The organism is Plantibacter sp. Leaf1 (genome assembly GCF_001421315.1).
Lineage (GTDB): Bacteria > Actinomycetota > Actinomycetes > Actinomycetales > Microbacteriaceae > Plantibacter.
Window position 1 is genome coordinate 1,753 of record NZ_LMJX01000002.1, and the last position, 14,838, is coordinate 16,590.

The 14,838-nt window shown below is 69.7% G+C and carries 15 protein-coding genes; all 15 read left to right on the forward strand.

The genetic code is table 11. The features are described 5' to 3' along the window. Window positions 1–41: 41 nt before the first annotated feature. Window positions 42–1,076, forward strand: a complete 1,035-nt coding sequence (locus ASE44_RS02255) for an HAD-IIA family hydrolase (protein WP_056777133.1) — start codon at window positions 42–44, stop codon at window positions 1,074–1,076. Window positions 1,077–1,158: 82 nt separating this feature from the next. Continuing rightward, the gene (locus tag ASE44_RS18785) at window positions 1,159–1,317 is read left to right on the forward strand and encodes a hypothetical protein (RefSeq protein WP_164488330.1); all 159 of its coding nucleotides are present in this window, start codon (window positions 1,159–1,161) and stop codon (window positions 1,315–1,317) included. A gap of 3 nt (window positions 1,318–1,320) precedes the next feature. Continuing rightward, window positions 1,321–2,172: a TlyA family RNA methyltransferase gene (locus ASE44_RS02260; RefSeq protein ID WP_056777136.1), complete on the forward strand. Its 852-nt coding sequence runs from the start codon at window positions 1,321–1,323 to the stop codon at window positions 2,170–2,172. Window positions 2,173–2,176: 4 nt separating this feature from the next. Then, window positions 2,177–3,187, forward strand: a complete 1,011-nt coding sequence (locus ASE44_RS02265) for an NAD kinase (RefSeq protein ID WP_082455702.1) — start codon at window positions 2,177–2,179, stop codon at window positions 3,185–3,187. Then, window positions 3,184–4,881: a DNA repair protein RecN gene (gene recN, locus ASE44_RS02270; RefSeq protein ID WP_056777141.1), complete on the forward strand. Its 1,698-nt coding sequence runs from the start codon at window positions 3,184–3,186 to the stop codon at window positions 4,879–4,881. The genes ASE44_RS02265 and recN overlap by 4 nt, the downstream gene beginning before the upstream one ends. 86 nt (window positions 4,882–4,967) lie before the next feature. After that, a complete protein-coding gene (locus tag ASE44_RS02275; protein ID WP_228507220.1) occupies window positions 4,968–6,662 on the forward strand; it encodes a CTP synthase in 1,695 nt (564 codons plus the stop codon). Further along, entirely contained in the window at window positions 6,655–7,293 is a 639-nt protein-coding gene (locus ASE44_RS02280; protein WP_056777144.1) for an NUDIX hydrolase, read from the forward strand. The genes ASE44_RS02275 and ASE44_RS02280 overlap by 8 nt, the downstream gene beginning before the upstream one ends. 3 nt (window positions 7,294–7,296) lie before the next feature. After that, window positions 7,297–8,232 (forward strand): site-specific tyrosine recombinase XerD, encoded by a 936-nt coding sequence (xerD, locus tag ASE44_RS02285; protein WP_056777146.1) that lies wholly within the window; start codon window positions 7,297–7,299, stop codon window positions 8,230–8,232. Between the two features lie 85 nt (window positions 8,233–8,317). Continuing rightward, a complete protein-coding gene (locus ASE44_RS02290) occupies window positions 8,318–9,193 on the forward strand; it encodes a ParA family protein (RefSeq protein WP_056011089.1) in 876 nt (291 codons plus the stop codon). Between the two features lie 16 nt (window positions 9,194–9,209). Next, window positions 9,210–10,064 (forward strand): ScpA family protein, encoded by an 855-nt coding sequence (locus tag ASE44_RS02295; RefSeq protein WP_056777149.1) that lies wholly within the window; start codon window positions 9,210–9,212, stop codon window positions 10,062–10,064. Window positions 10,065–10,104: 40 nt separating this feature from the next. Further along, complete coding sequence (locus tag ASE44_RS02300; RefSeq protein WP_056780768.1) at window positions 10,105–10,692, forward strand: SMC-Scp complex subunit ScpB; 588 nt, start codon at window positions 10,105–10,107, stop codon at window positions 10,690–10,692. Next, a complete protein-coding gene (locus ASE44_RS02305; RefSeq protein WP_056777152.1) occupies window positions 10,658–11,479 on the forward strand; it encodes a pseudouridine synthase in 822 nt (273 codons plus the stop codon). The genes ASE44_RS02300 and ASE44_RS02305 overlap by 35 nt, the downstream gene beginning before the upstream one ends. Next, entirely contained in the window at window positions 11,476–12,576 is a 1,101-nt protein-coding gene (locus tag ASE44_RS02310) for a prephenate dehydrogenase (protein ID WP_056777155.1), read from the forward strand. Before ASE44_RS02305 ends, ASE44_RS02310 begins: the two co-directional genes overlap by 4 nt. An 8-nt stretch (window positions 12,577–12,584) precedes the next feature. Further along, window positions 12,585–13,319, forward strand: coding sequence for a (d)CMP kinase (gene cmk / locus ASE44_RS02315; RefSeq protein ID WP_056005164.1), 735 nt, complete (start codon window positions 12,585–12,587; stop codon window positions 13,317–13,319). Beyond that, on the forward strand, window positions 13,306–14,814 hold the full coding sequence (gene der, locus ASE44_RS02320; protein ID WP_056005168.1) for a ribosome biogenesis GTPase Der: 1,509 nt from the start codon (window positions 13,306–13,308) through the stop codon (window positions 14,812–14,814). Before cmk ends, der begins: the two co-directional genes overlap by 14 nt. Window positions 14,815–14,838: the final 24 nt, after the last annotated feature.

The window sequence follows — 14,838 nt, forward strand, 5'->3', positions numbered from 1 at the left end:
CTCCGAGGTACCAGAGGAGCTGCCAGAGGAGGCGCCGGCCGATGAACCCGCTGCTGACGAGAAGGCCTAAGCCCGTGACCCCCCTCGACGGTGTCGACGTCGTGCTCGCCGACCTGGACGGCGTCGTCTACGCCGGACCGAACGCGATCCCATATGCGGTGGAGTCGCTGAACCTCGCCGCGACACACGTGCGGGTCGGCTACATCACGAACAACGCCTCCCGGACCGACGCCTCGGTCGCGCAACACCTGACGGACCTTGGCCTCACCGTGGCACCCGCCGAGGTCGTGACGAGCCCCCAGGCCGCCGTGCGACTCCTGGCGGGCCTCGTGCCTGCCGGTTCCACCATCCTGGTGGTCGGCGGCGCCGGCCTCGTCGACGAGGTGGAGAAGGGTGGCTTCGTCGTCACCCGATCGGCCGAGGACTCGCCGGCCGCCGTGATCCAGGGCTTCGCCCCGGAGGTCGGATGGTCACACCTCGCCGAGGCGGCCTTCGCCCTGCAGACCCCACAAGCGGACGGAACTGAACTGCCCTGGGTCGCCACGAACACCGACTGGACCATTCCCCAGGCCCGCGGTATCGCACCCGGCAACGGAACGCTCGTCTCAGCCGTCCACACCGCCGTCGGACGGCTCGCCACGGTCGCCGGCAAGCCCGAAGTACCGATCTTCGACGAGGCGAAGGTGCGCTTCAACGCGTCCAAACCGCTGTTCATCGGCGACCGGCTCGACACGGACATCCTCGGGGCGAACCGCGCCGGCATCGCCTCCGCGCTCGTCCTCACCGGGATCGATCGAGCCAAGCATGTCCTCGCGGCTGACCAGCACTCCCGGCCGACGTTCATCCTCGAAGACCTGCGGCAGCTGCACGAGCCGTACCCGGTCACGACGATGTCACGGGACGGCAAGGCGGCGACCGTCGGTGCCGCGACGGTCCGCATCCGCGGCAACGACGTCGTCGTGGAATCGAGCGGTCCGACGAAGATCGATCTGCTCCGTGCCGCGTGCGCGGCGATCTGGGCCTCCGGCCGGGCGATCTACGGGCTCAACGTCCCGGAGCACCTGTACGCGGAATGAACGCGCTCTCGGCCGCTACCGGCCGTGTTCGCCCTCAGCGCTCCCACCCGACGACGGTGGTGGTGGCCGGTAGGGTTGCCCTGTGACGAATGAACCGGAGGACCCGAGCAACAGCCTCCTGTCCCGCGTCCACCGCATCGACGAGCAGCCGCTCGGGGAGCGTGCCGCCGCCTACGGCGAACTCGTCGATGAACTCCGGGCAACGCTCGAAGGGAGCGACTCGCCGAGGACCTCGGCATAACGCATGCAGAACCTACCCGAACCGCCCGCAGCACCCGACACCGCTGAGGAGGACCGCTCGCCGGTCCGCCTCGACGCCGCCCTCGCCACCCGTGGGCTCGCCCGGTCCCGAACCCATGCAGCGCAACTCGTCGCCGACGGGCTGGTCACCGTGGACGGACGGACCATCGTCAAAGCAGCGCATCGGGTACGGCCTGACGCGAAGCTCAGCGTCGCCGCGACCGACCACTACGTGAGCCGCGCCGCGCACAAACTCCTCGCCGCGCTGGACGCGTTCCCCGTCTCCGTCGAGGACGCCCTGGTCCTCGACGCCGGGGCCTCGACCGGTGGGTTCACGCAGGTCCTCCTCGAGCGCGGCGCCCGACGGGTGGTCGCGCTGGACGTCGGCCATGACCAGCTCGTCCCGCAGCTGCGCGAGGACGAGCGGGTGCAGGTCGTCGAAGGATGCAACGTCCGATTCCTCACCCCTGAACAGTTCCGAGAATTGACCGGCGACGACGAGCGGCCGTCGGTCGTGGTCGGCGACCTCTCCTTCATCTCCCTCACACAGGTGCTTCCGGCCCTCGTGAGCGTGGCAGCGGTCCCGGCCGAGCTCGTCCTCCTCGTCAAGCCGCAGTTCGAGGTCGGGCGTGGAGGCGTCCGCGAAGGCGTCGTCACCGACGCCGCGCTCCGAGCGGACGCCGTCGCCGGCGTCCTGTGGGCCGCCTGGGACCTCGGTCTGGGCACGGCCGGGCTCATCCCGTCGCCCATCGTCGGGACGCACGGCAACCGTGAGTACGTCGTGTGGATATCGGCTGAGCACGGCCGCAATCCGACAGAATGGATGCAGCAGATCACCTCGATGGCTGGAGCGTAACCCGATGCCACACCCCACCGATCCGACCGTCGCGGCGAGGAACATCCTGGTCGTCGCGCACACGGGCCGTGACGACTCCCGCGACGCCGCGGTCCTCGTCTCCCGACTGCTGCTGGACGCCGGCGTCCGCCCCGTGCTGAGCGCCCTGGAGCGCGCCGACCTCATCGCCGTCGACCCGGAACTCTCGGTCGTCTCCGTCCTCCACGACGAGGTCGGGCTCGGCGACATCGAGCTGACCATCGTGCTCGGTGGCGACGGCACGATCCTGCGCGCCGCCGAGGTCACCCGCGGCTCGGCTGCCCCGCTGCTCGGCGTGAACCTCGGCCACATCGGGTTCCTCGCCGAGAGCGAACGCGACGACCTCACCGAGACGGTCGAACGGGTCGTCCGACGCGACTACTTCGTCGAAGAGCGGATGACGCTGTCGGTGCGGGTGAAGGTCGGGGCCGAGGTCGTCTACGAGACCTGGGCGCTCAACGAGGCCACGGTCGAGAAGGCGAGCCGGGAGCGCATGCTCGAGGTCGTCATCGAGGTCGACCAGCGTCCGCTCTCGTCGTTCGGTTGCGACGGTGTGGTCATCTCGACACCCACCGGTTCCACCGCGTACAACTTCTCCGCAGGCGGGCCCGTCGTGTGGCCGTCCGTCGAGGCCATCACCCTCGTCCCGCTCAGCGCGCACGCGCTGTTCGCCAAGCCGTTGGTCGTCGGTCCGGAGTCGGCTCTCGCCGTGGAGGTGCTGGAGCGCACCGACGGGCTTGGTGTCCTCTGGTGCGACGGTCGCCGCGCGCGCGACCTCCAGCCGGGCGCCCGGGTCGTGGTCCGACGCTCGTCGGTGCCGGTGCGTCTGGCGCGTCTGCACGAGAGCACCTTCACCGACCGCCTCGTCAACAAGTTCCAGCTCCCGGTCACCGGCTGGCGTGGCCCCACCGGTCGGGAGGAGCCCATGACCGGCACGATCCACCTGCCGGGTCCGACGACCACCGGCCACGACGACGATCAGGACGGCACTGCATGATCGAAGAGATCGAGATCCGCGACCTCGGGGTCATCGCCTCGGGCACCCTTCCGCTCGGACCAGGTTTCACGGCCGTCACCGGTGAGACGGGCGCCGGCAAGACCATGGTCGTCACCGCGCTCGGCCTCCTCCTCGGACAGCGCTCGGACAGCGGCGTCGTCCGCGCCGGCCAGAAGCAGACCAGTGTCCAAGGACGCTGGTTGGTGCCGGCGGAGGGCGCCGTCGCAGATCGCGTCCGCGAAGCCGGGGGAGACCTCGACGAAGCGGGCGAGGCGGCGGAGCTGTTGCTCGGACGCATCGTGACCGCCGAGGGACGCGGTCGCGCGATCGTCGGTGGGCGCACAGCACCCATCGGGATCCTGTCCGAGCTCGGCGAGCAGCTCGTGGTGGTGCACGGACAATCCGATCAGATCCGCCTGCGGGCTGCACCCGCTCAGCGGGACGCCCTCGACCGGTTCGCCGGCGAACCGCTCCACCAGGCGTTGGCCGACTACCAGGAGCGGTACCGCCGACTCATCGAACTGCGGACCGAGCTCGAGACCCTCACCGGCGAACGCGACGCCCGCCTGCTCGAAGCCGAACAGCTGCGCGCCGCGCTGGCGGAGATCGAGCAGGCGGACCCGCAACCCGGGGAGGACACCGAGCTCGCGGAGCGTGCCGATCGACTCACGAACCTGGAGGAGCTGCGGCTCTCTGCGGCCGGCGCACGGGAACTCGTCTCCGCCGAAGCCGGCGAGGAGAGCGACGTCGTCGGACTCCTCGAAGGCGCCCGGCGGCAGCTGGACCGCGCCGCGGTCCACGACCCGGCCCTCGGCGCGATCGCCGCGAGCGTGGCGAACGCGAGCTACCTTGCGGCCGAGATCGCCGCCGAGCTCTCCAGCTACCTGGCCGGACTCGACGAGGACGGCGCCCGCGAACTCGAGGTCGTGCAGGAACGCCGCGCGACCCTCGCCACACTGGCCCGGAAGTACGGCCCGACCGCCGACGACGTCCTGCAGCTCCTCGAGACCGGGAGCACCCGCCTCCTGGAACTCGACGGCGACTCCGACCGCATCACCCAGTTGGAGGGTGAGGTCGAGCGCCTCGTCGGCGAGGTCGACACGGCCGCCGCGGCGCTGAGCGCGGTCCGGGTCGAGGCGGCTGCCCGACTGGGAGCAGCGGCCAGCACCGAACTGCGTTCGCTCGCCATGGCCGAAGCCGAGCTGGTCGTCGAGGTCACCGACCGCGACGACCTCACGGTGCACGGCAAGGACGCGATCGCCTTCCTCCTCCGACCCCACGCCGGAGCGGAACCGCGCCCGCTGGGGAAGGGCGCTTCGGGTGGAGAGCTCTCTCGCGTGATGCTGGCCCTCGAGGTCGTCATCGCCGGAGCGGACCCCGTCCCGACCTTCGTGTTCGACGAGGTCGACGCCGGTGTCGGCGGTGCTGCGGCGATCGAGATCGGTCGCCGTCTCGCGGCCCTCGCCGAACGGTCCCAGGTGATCGTCGTCACCCACCTCGCGCAGGTCGCGGCCTTCGCCAACAACCACCTGAGCGTGGTCAAGGGCGGAGACGGGTCCGTCACGGCCTCGAGCGTCCGTCAGCTCGTCGGTGCGGACCGCGAAGCGGAGATGGCCCGGTTGCTCTCAGGCCTCGCGGAATCGGACAGTGGCCTCGCCCACGCCCGCGAACTGCTCGCCCTCGCCGCCTCATGACGACGGTCCTGTGCAGGAATCGACACGGAAGCCCGAACTGGATGGTAGGATAAAAGCCCGTGGTGAATACTTCTGAAGCGGGCAACCTGAACTCCTCGACCGACGACATCGTCCCGGGCTCCAACGGCACGACCAAGCACATCTTCGTGACTGGTGGTGTCGTTTCTTCGTTGGGCAAGGGGCTCACTGCCGCCAGCCTCGGCAACCTGCTGACCGCACGCGGGCTCCGGGTCGTCATGCAGAAGCTCGACCCCTATCTCAACGTCGACCCCGGCACGATGAACCCGTTCCAGCACGGCGAGGTCTTCGTGACCGACGACGGCGCCGAGACCGATCTCGACATCGGCCACTACGAGCGCTTCCTCGACATCGAGCTGAGCCAGGCGGCGAACGTCACGACGGGCCAGATCTACTCGACCGTCATCGCCAAGGAGCGCCGCGGCGAGTACCTCGGCGACACCGTGCAGGTCATCCCGCACATCACCGACGAGATCAAGCGCCGGATGCGCCTCCAGGCGTCCGAGACGCCGCAGCCCGACGTGATCATCACGGAGATCGGTGGCACGGTCGGCGACATCGAGTCGCAGCCGTTCATCGAGTCGGCACGGCAGATCCGTCACGAGCTCGGCCGGAACAACGTCTTCTTCGTGCACGTGTCCCTCGTGCCGTACATGGGCGCCTCGGGGGAGCAGAAGACGAAGCCGACGCAGCACTCGGTCGCGGCCCTCCGCTCCATCGGCATTCAGCCCGACGCCCTCGTGCTTCGCAGCGACCGCCCCGTGACGGAGAGCAACAAGCGCAAGATCGCGCTCATGTGCGACGTCGACGAGGACGCCGTCGTCAACGCGGTGGACGTGCCGAGCATCTACGACATCCCCACCATGCTGAACGACCAGGGCCTCGACGCGTACATCGCGGACCGGCTCGGCCTCGTCACCAACGACGTCGACTGGAGCGGCTGGGCGGACCTCCTCGAGGCCGTGCACCACCCGAAGCACGCGGTCACCATCGGCCTCGTCGGCAAGTACATCGACCTCCCCGACGCCTACCTCTCGGTCACCGAGGCGCTTAAGGCCGGTGGATTCGCGCACGACACCAAGGTCAGCATCCGGTGGATCCCGTCCGACGACTGCGAGACCGTCGAAGGAGCGATCAAGGCGCTCGCCGACGTCGACGGCATCTGCGTCCCCGGCGGCTTCGGTATCCGCGGGATCGAGGGCAAACTCGGCGCCCTGAAGTTCGCCCGCGAGAACGGCATCCCGGTGCTCGGACTCTGCCTCGGCCTGCAGTGCATGGTCATCGAGTACGCCCGCAACATCGTCGGACTCGAGGGCGCGAGCTCCTCGGAGTTCGACCCCGACACGCAGTTCCCCGTCATCGCGACGATGGCCGAGCAGGTCGAGATCATCGCCGGCGGCGACCTCGGCGGGACGATGCGCCTCGGGTTGTATGCGGCGAAGCTCGACGAGGGCTCGATCGTCGCCGAACTCTACGGGTCGAACGAGGTCTCGGAGCGCCATCGTCACCGCTACGAGGTGAACAACGGGTACCGTCAGCAGATCGCGGACGCCGGGCTGCAGTTCTCCGGCCTCTCGCCCGACGGCACGCTCGTCGAGTACGTCGAGCTGCCGCGCGAGGTGCACCCGTTCTACGTCGCGACGCAGGCCCACCCCGAGCTCCGTTCACGTCCGAACCACGCTCACCCGCTGTTCGCCGGCCTCGTCGGCGCCTCGCTCGAGCGCCAGCAGGCGAGCCGACTGTTCGACGTCGCCAATGGTTGAGTCGAAGGACACCGTCGGAGCGTTGCGCGACGAGGCACACCCGGTCGACGTCGTCTCCTCGGAGCGCGCCTTCGAGGGCAAGGTCTGGGACATCCGCCGCGAGACGTTCCGGTACGGCGACGGCGAGGTCGTCCGCGAGTTCGTCGATCACACCGGAGCGGTCGCCGTGCTCGCGCTCGACGCCGAGGACCGGGTGCTGCTCATCCAGCAATACCGCCACCCGATCGGCGAGCGCGACTGGGAGCTCCCGGCAGGGCTGCTCGACATCGCGGGGGAGGACCCGGCGGTCGCCGCGGGTCGTGAACTCGAGGAGGAGGCCGACCTGGTCGCCGGCTCCCTGCAGCTCCTGACGGAGTTCTACACGACCCCTGGTGGCAGCAACGAGTCGATCCGCATCTATCTCGCCCGCGACCTCACCGCGACCACCGAGGCGTTCGCCCGCGCCGAGGAGGAGGCGGACATCCGCATCGAGTGGGTGCCGCTCGACGATGCGGTGGCGGCGGTGCTCGACGGCCGGCTCCACAACTCGATCCTCATGATCGGTGTCCTGACCGCTGCTGCGGCTCGCGATCGCGGATGGTCGACGCTGCGCGACAGCGGCGACTCCACGATCGGACCGGGCGGAGCCTGAGGCGTGGCGCTCGACCGCGCGGTCGCCGACTACCTGCGGCACATCGCGATCGAGCGCGGCCTGTCGGCCAACACGCAGGCCGCCTACCGGCGGGATCTCGACGGTTACCTGGCCTGGCTCGGCGCGCACGGCGTCGATGAGGCGGCCGCCGTCACCGCCGCGCATGTGTCGGAGTACACCGCGTCGCTTCGGACGCCCGAGGGACAGCCGGTCCGGGCGTCCTCGCTCGCCAGGGTCCTGTCGTCCATCCGCGGGCTCCACCGGTTCCTCCTCGACGAGCAGCTCGTCGAGGTCGACGTGGCACGGGAGGTGCGCCCGCCGAAGCTCCCCGGACGCCTGCCGAAGGCGATCACGATCGACCAGGTCCGGGCCCTGCTCGAGACGACCGACGGCGACGAGCTGCTCGCGATCCGCGACAAGGCGCTCCTCGAGCTGCTCTATGCCACCGGCGCCCGCGTCTCGGAGGCGGTCGGCCTGAACGTCGACGACGTCATCGACACCGACATCGTCCGGTTGCTCGGCAAGGGTGGCAAACAACGGATCGTGCCGCTCGGGAGCTTCGCCCGCGAAGCGGTCGACCGCTATCTGGTCCGGGTCCGTCCCGTCTTCTCAGCCCTCGGTCGTTCCACGCCGGCACTCTTCCTCGGGCAGCGTGGCGCACGCCTGTCCCGGCAGAGTGCCTGGCTCATCCTGCAGCGTGCGGCCGAGCGCGCGGGACTCGAAGCGCACATCTCGCCGCACACCCTGCGGCACTCCTTCGCCACCCACCTGTTGCAGGGCGGGGCCGACGTCCGGGTCGTGCAGGAACTCCTCGGTCACTCCTCCGTCGCGACCACGCAGCTGTACACCTTGGTGACGGTCGACAACCTCCGCGACGTGTACACGCAGTCGCATCCGCGGGCCAGATGGACCGCGGGCGGAGCGGCACCCCGGGCCTGAGCCGCGGCCCGGTAGACTCGTCACTCGAACGACAGCAAGCGGGAGCGAGGCAACACCGGTGGCCGGTACGAAGCACACGAGCGCAGTGCAGCACGCTGCGCGCAAGACCGCCGCCGAAGCGAACCCGAACGGCCCCACCGGCCGCCCGCGTCGCGAATTCGCGGTCCCGCCGACCCTGGCCCAGCACGGTCCGGCGCGCATCATCTCGCTCTGCAACCAGAAGGGCGGGGTCGGGAAGACGACGACCACCATCAGCCTCTCGGCCGCGCTGGCCGAGTACGGCCGTCGCGTCCTCGTCGTCGACTTCGACCCGCAGGGCGCCCTGTCCGCGGGGCTCGGTATCTCGACCCACGATTCGAACACCGTGTACGACCTGCTGCTCGGCACCGTGAAGGACCCGGCGGAGGTCATCCAGCACACCGCCATCGACGGTCTCGACGTCCTGCCGGCGAACATCGACCTCTCCGCCGCCGAGGTCCACCTCGTCAACGAGGTCGCGCGCGAGACGATCCTGGCCCGGGTGCTGCGGAAGGTCTCCGACGACTACGACGTCATCCTGATCGACTGCCAGCCCTCGCTCGGCCTGCTCACCGTCAACGCCCTCACAGCGAGCCACGGGGTGCTCATCCCGCTCGAGTGCGAGTTCTTCGCCCTGCGTGGCGTCGCGCTGTTGATCGAGACGATCGACAAGGTCCGCGACCGCCTCAACCCGGCGATCGAGCTCGACGGCATCCTCGCGACCATGTACGACTCCCGGACGCTGCACTCGCGCGAGGTGCTCGAGCGGGTCGTCGACGCGTTCGACGACAAGGTGCTCGAGACGGTCATCGGCCGGACGGTGAAGTTCCCGGACGCGAGCGTCGCCGGAACCCCGATCACCGAGTTCGCGCCGGAGCACGCGGCAGCGAAGGCCTACCGTCAGCTGGCGAGAGAGCTCATCTCCCGTGGCGCGATCGCCTGATCCCGCGCGGTCGTCCGTGGCCGTCCTTCCTCCGGCCGACGAGACCGGCACGCACCCCACCGAGGCGTCGTCCGTCGAACCTGCGGCGACTCCGTCGTTCCGGGTGTCGTTCGACGGCTTCGAGGGCCCGTTCGATCTCCTGTTGTCGCTCATCGGCAAACACGAGCTCGACATCACCGAGGTGTCACTCAGCCGCGTGACCGACGAGTTCATCGGCTACCTGCGCACCCTCGAGGCCGACGACGAGCTCGATCAGGCGAGTGAGTTCCTCGTCGTCGCGGCCACGCTGCTCGACCTCAAGATCGCCGGCCTGCTGCCGCAAGGTGAGCTGGTCGACGCCGAGGACGTCGCCCTGCTGGAGGCGAGGGACCTCCTGTTCGCGCGCCTGCTCCAGTACCGCGCCTTCAAGCAGGCGTCGGCCTGGTTCGCCGAACGCCTCGAACGGGAGACGGCGCGTCATCCCCGCTCGGTCCGCCTGGAGGAGCAGTACCGTCGCCAGACCCCGGAACTCGTCTGGACGCTGACGGCCCAGGATTTCGCGGCACTGGCGACGCTCGCGTTCACGCCACGCGAGCTGCCGACCGTCGGACTCGACCACCTGCACGCGCCGCTCGTGAGCATCCGCGAGCAGGCGGCGCACGTCGTCGCCATCCTCCGCAGCGGCGGATCCCACACGTTCCGTGAACTCGTCGCCGGTGCCGAGCAGAAGGGCGTCGTCATCGCCCGGTTCATCGCCGTGCTCGAGCTGTACCGCCACGCTGCGCTGTCGTTCGAGCAGATCGAGCCGCTCGGCGAGCTCACGCTGCGTTGGACGGCCGAGACCTGGGACGACGACAGCCTCGCGAACCTGGGAGCCGATTACGATGCCTGAGCGGTCCGACGAGCCGATCGACCGGCCTGCCGATGTGACGATGAGTCTCCCGCGCGAACCCGAGCCCGTACCGGCACCGGACGTCCCGAGGGCGCTCGAGGCGATCCTCATGGTGGCCGACGAGCCGCAGAGCCTCGTGAACCTGGCTGCAGCCGTGCACGTGCCGGTCGGAACGGTGCGGCGTGCCATCGCCGAACTCGTGGCCGACTACGACGGGGAACGCGGCGGCGTGCGACGCGGCTTCGAGCTGCGCGAGGTCGGTGGCGGATGGCGGTTCTACGTCCGAGCAGACCACGACGCCCTCATCGCCGACTACGTGGTGTCGCAGAACCCGACGAAGCTCTCGCAGGCGGCGCTCGAGACCCTCGCGGTCATCGCCTACAAGCAACCCATCAGCCGTGGGGCGATCGCGTCGATCCGTGCCGTCAACGTCGACTCCGTCGTCCGGACGCTCCTCGGACGCGGTCTCATCACGGAGATGTTCACCGACAGCGAGACGGGTGCCATCAACTACGGCACCACCGATCTCCTGCTCACCCAACTTGGTATCAACGCCATCGAGGAGCTGCCGCGGATCTCGCCGTTGCTCGACGATGGCCGGGAAGGATTCGACAGTGACCAGCACTGAACCAGAGGGCATCCGCTTGCAGAAGGTGCTCGCGAACGCGGGCGTCGCCTCCAGGCGCGTCTCCGAGCAGCTCATCGAGGACGGGCGTGTGGAGGTGAACGGCGTCGTCGTGACCGAGCTCGGCTCACGCATCGACCCGGAGCACGACCTCGTGTCGGTCGACGGCAGCGCCATCCAGCTCGACGCGTCGAAGCGGTACCTCATGCTCAACAAGCCGGTGGGCATCTACAGCTCGCTGAAGGACGACCGGGGCCGCCCCGATCTGCGCCGCTTCACCGAGCAGTACGAGGAGCGGTTGTTCAACGTCGGGCGCCTCGACGCCGAGACGAGCGGCCTGCTCATCCTCACGAACGACGGCGATCTGGCCCACGTGCTCGCACACCCGTCCTTCGGCGTGCAGAAGACGTACATCGCGAAGGTGACCGGCAAGGTGACCCCGCAGGTCCTCGCGAAGTTGACCGCGGGCATCGACCTGGAGGACGGACCCATCTCCGCCGACAAGGCGCGGCTCCTCGGCACCGAGGACGGCTTCAGCCTGGTCGAGCTCACGCTGCACTCCGGCCGCAACCGGATCGTCCGCCGCATGCTGGACGCCGTCGGACACCCGGTCGTGGACCTCGTCCGTCGCCAGTTCGGCCCCCTCCACCTCGGCACCCTCGGGTCCGGGCAGCTGCGGGAGCTCACCAAGGACGAGCTCGGCGCCATCCTCACGATCGCGCGTGCGCACGGCCCTGAGGCGCGTGCAGCCGACGGCACCGCGGCGGAGGCGTTGGAGCCGACCGAATGACCGACGTCGTCGCCTCGCCACCGCGCGTCCAGGGTTCCGTCCGCATCGTGGGAGCCGGGCTGCTCGGCGCGAGCATCGGTCTCGCGCTGCGCGCCAAGGGCGTCGACATCATCCTCGACGACGCGTCGCCCAGCCAGTTGCGTCTCGCCATCGACTACGGAGCGGGTCGTGGTGCCGAAGCGACCGACACCCCGTCCGTCGTCGTCATCTGCGTCCCGCCGGACGTCACGGCCCGCGTGATCGAGGCCGAGCTGGCGGCGTTCCCGGATGCGGTCGTCACCGACGTCGCGAGCGTGAAGCTCGAACCGTATCGGGCACTGCTCGAGCGTGGCGTCGACCTCACCCGGTACATCGGCTCCCACCCGCTCGCCGGGCGCGAGCGCGGCGGCGCCATCTCCGCGCGGGCGGACCTCTTCCTCGGTCGACCCTGGGTGATCTGCCGCGACGCGGAGACCCCCGCCTGGGCGCTGGCACAGGTCGAGGGACTCGCGCTCGACCTCGGGACCATCCCCATGGAGATGACCCCCGAGGAACACGACCGGTTCGTCGCGCTCGTCTCGCACACCCCGCAGCTCGTCGCGAGTCTCCTCGCCGCCCAGCTGCGGGACGCGGAGGAGGGTGCCATCCAGCTCGCCGGCCAGGGCCTCCGCGACACCGTCCGCATCGCGTCGAGCGCGCCCGAACTCTGGGTGCAGATCCTCAGCGCGAACCATGCCGAAGTCCTCCCGGTGTTGGAGCGGCTGTCCACCGACCTCGACTCGGTCATCTCGTCGCTCCGTGACCCGGAGGTGCCAGGCGCACGCCGCACGATCGCCGACACGATCGCCGCCGGCAACACGGGCGTCGCTCGGCTGCCGGGCAAGCACGGCCAGAACCGCCGGTTCGCCAGCATCGTCGTCCTCCTCGACGACCGTCCTGGCCAGCTGGGCGCACTGTTCACGGAGCTCGGCGAGCTCGGCGTGAACATCGAAGACCTGCGTCTGGAGCACTCGCCCGGCGCGAACATCGGTCTCGCGGAGGTCCAGGTCCTCCCCGAGGTCAAACAGCGGACCGTGGACGACCTCGAGTCGCGCGGTTGGCGCATCGCAGAGGTATAGGAAGAGACATGACTGAACAGCACCCCACCAGCACCGACGCGTCGACGCAGGCCGCACCCGTCGTGGTCGCGATCGACGGGCCTGCCGGCAGCGGGAAGTCGAGCGTCAGCAAGGCCGTCGCGCGCCGGCTCGGCTACCGATACCTGGACACGGGCGCCTGGTACCGAGCGCTCGCCCTGCACACCGTGGAAGCAGGTGTCGATCCGGAGGACTCAGCGTCCGTCGTCGCCTCGCTCGAGGCCTTCGGTGAGGCGTTCTCCGTCTCGCTCGACCCGGATGTCACCGCCTTCTCCTTGGGCGGGCAGGACGTGACGGAGGAGATCCGCGGGCAGCGCGTGACGGCGGTCGTGTCGGCCGTCGCGAGGGTCCCCGAGGTGCGTGCGTGGATCAACGACACGTTCCGATCGCTCATCGCGGGCGTCGATCGTCCGGGCATCGTCGTGGAGGGACGGGACATCACGACCGTCGTCGCACCGGATGCTCAGGCTCGGATCCTGCTCACGGCGTCCGAAGCGGCTAGAATGGCCAGGCGTTCAGCGGAATTCGAGAGCCACCCTGCCGGCGACGTCGCGGAACAACTGCAGCGGCGTGATCGGGCGGACTCCAGGGTCGTCGACTTCATGAACGCGGCGGACGGAGTGACCACGGTCGACTCCACGCACATCGACTTCGACGAGACGGTCGACGCGGTCGTCCGCGTCACCGAATCCCTCACAGCAAGGAACTCCCATGGCTCACGATGACGAGCAGTTCGACGGAGGCCCCGACGACCTCGCGGACCGCCTCCAGGACATGGACGAGGAGCTCGCGACCCAGCGGGCCGCGTCCCTCCGCTCCGGCCTGGCCGACTACGACCTCGAGGGCGACGACCTCGACATCCTCGACGGCGCGACGGAGGACCCCGACGAGATCCGGTTCCTGCCGGCCCTGCCCGTCGTGGCCATCGTCGGCCGCCCGAACGTCGGCAAGTCCGCGCTGGTGAACCGCATCCTCGGCCGCCGCGAGGCCGTCGTCGAGGACACCCCCGGCGTCACCCGCGACCGCGTCAACTACAAGGCCGAGTGGAACGACCGCCGCTTCACGGTCGTCGACACCGGCGGGTGGGAACCCGACGCGAAGGGCATCGACGCGTCGGTCGCTGCGCAGGCCGAGATCGCCATCGACCTCTCCGACGTCGTCATCTTCGTCGTCGACGCCATGGTCGGCGCCACGGCGACGGATGAGCAGGTCGTCAAGCTGCTCCGCAAGACCGGTCGTCCGGTGTTCCTCGTCGCCAACAAGGTCGACGACGCCCGCCAGGAGCCGGAGGCCGCTGCGCTCTGGAACCTCGGCCTCGGCGAGCCGTACCCGGTCTCCGCGATCCACGGTCGCGGCGTCGCCGACCTCCTCGACACGATCCTCAAGGTGCTCCCGCAGGTCTCGGCCGTCGCGAAGGACGAGTTCGGTGGCCCGCGCCGCGTCGCGATCCTCGGACGCCCGAACGTCGGCAAGTCCAGCCTGCTGAACAAGACCGCGGGGGAGGAGCGCGTCGTCGTCAACGACCTCGCCGGCACGACCCGCGACCCGGTCGACGAGCAGATCGAGCTCGGCGGCAAGATCTGGCGCTTCGTCGACACCGCCGGTATCCGTCGTCGCGTGCACCTCTCGCAGGGCGCCGACTTCTACGCTTCGCTCCGCACGAGCACCGCACTCGAGAAGGCCGAGGTCGCGGTCGTGCTCATCGACGTGACCGAGGTGATCAGCGAGCAGGACGTCCGCATCATCGACCTCGTGCTCGAGAGCGGACGTGCGCTCGTCCTCGCGTTCAACAAGTGGGACCAGCTCGACGACGAACGCCGCAAGTACCTGGAGCGCGAGATCGAGCAGGACCTCTCGCACGTCTCCTGGGCTCCCCGCGTCAACATCTCGGCCCGCACCGGTCGTCACCTCGAACGGCTCGTTCCGGCACTCGAGGTCGCCCTCGAGTCGTGGGACATGCGGATCCCGACCGGCAAGTTCAACGCCTTCCTCGCGGAGCTCACCGCGGCGCACCCGCACCCGTTGCGCGGTGGCAAGCAGCCGCGCATCCTGTTCGGGACGCAGGCGGCCAGCCGGCCGCCGACCTTCGTGCTCTTCACCACGGGATTCCTCGACCCGGGTTACCGCCGATACGTCGTGCGGCGCCTGCGCGAGATCTGGGGCTTCGAGGGCACGCCGATCAACGTCAACATGCGCGTCCGCGAGAAGCGCCAGCGCTGATCCGACGCACGATGCTCCGCCGCA

Bases quoted from the DNA above. Each gene is read 5' to 3' on its own strand.
- cmk (WP_056005164.1), top strand. From the start codon at position 12,585: ATGACTGAACAGCACCCCACCAGCACCGACGCGTCGACGCAGGCCGCA.
- ASE44_RS02300 (WP_056780768.1), top strand. From the start codon at position 10,105: ATGAGTCTCCCGCGCGAACCCGAGCCCGTACCGGCACCGGACGTCCCG.
- ASE44_RS02280 (WP_056777144.1), top strand. From the start codon at position 6,655: ATGGTTGAGTCGAAGGACACCGTCGGAGCGTTGCGCGACGAGGCACAC.
- ASE44_RS02260 (WP_056777136.1), top strand. From the start codon at position 1,321: ATGCAGAACCTACCCGAACCGCCCGCAGCACCCGACACCGCTGAGGAG.
- ASE44_RS02255 (WP_056777133.1), top strand. From the start codon at position 42: ATGAACCCGCTGCTGACGAGAAGGCCTAAGCCCGTGACCCCCCTCGAC.
- ASE44_RS02265 (WP_082455702.1), top strand. From the start codon at position 2,177: ATGCCACACCCCACCGATCCGACCGTCGCGGCGAGGAACATCCTGGTC.
- der (WP_056005168.1), top strand. From the start codon at position 13,306: ATGGCTCACGATGACGAGCAGTTCGACGGAGGCCCCGACGACCTCGCG.
- ASE44_RS02310 (WP_056777155.1), top strand. From the start codon at position 11,476: ATGACCGACGTCGTCGCCTCGCCACCGCGCGTCCAGGGTTCCGTCCGC.
- ASE44_RS02305 (WP_056777152.1), top strand. From the start codon at position 10,658: ATGGCCGGGAAGGATTCGACAGTGACCAGCACTGAACCAGAGGGCATC.
- recN (WP_056777141.1), top strand. From the start codon at position 3,184: ATGATCGAAGAGATCGAGATCCGCGACCTCGGGGTCATCGCCTCGGGC.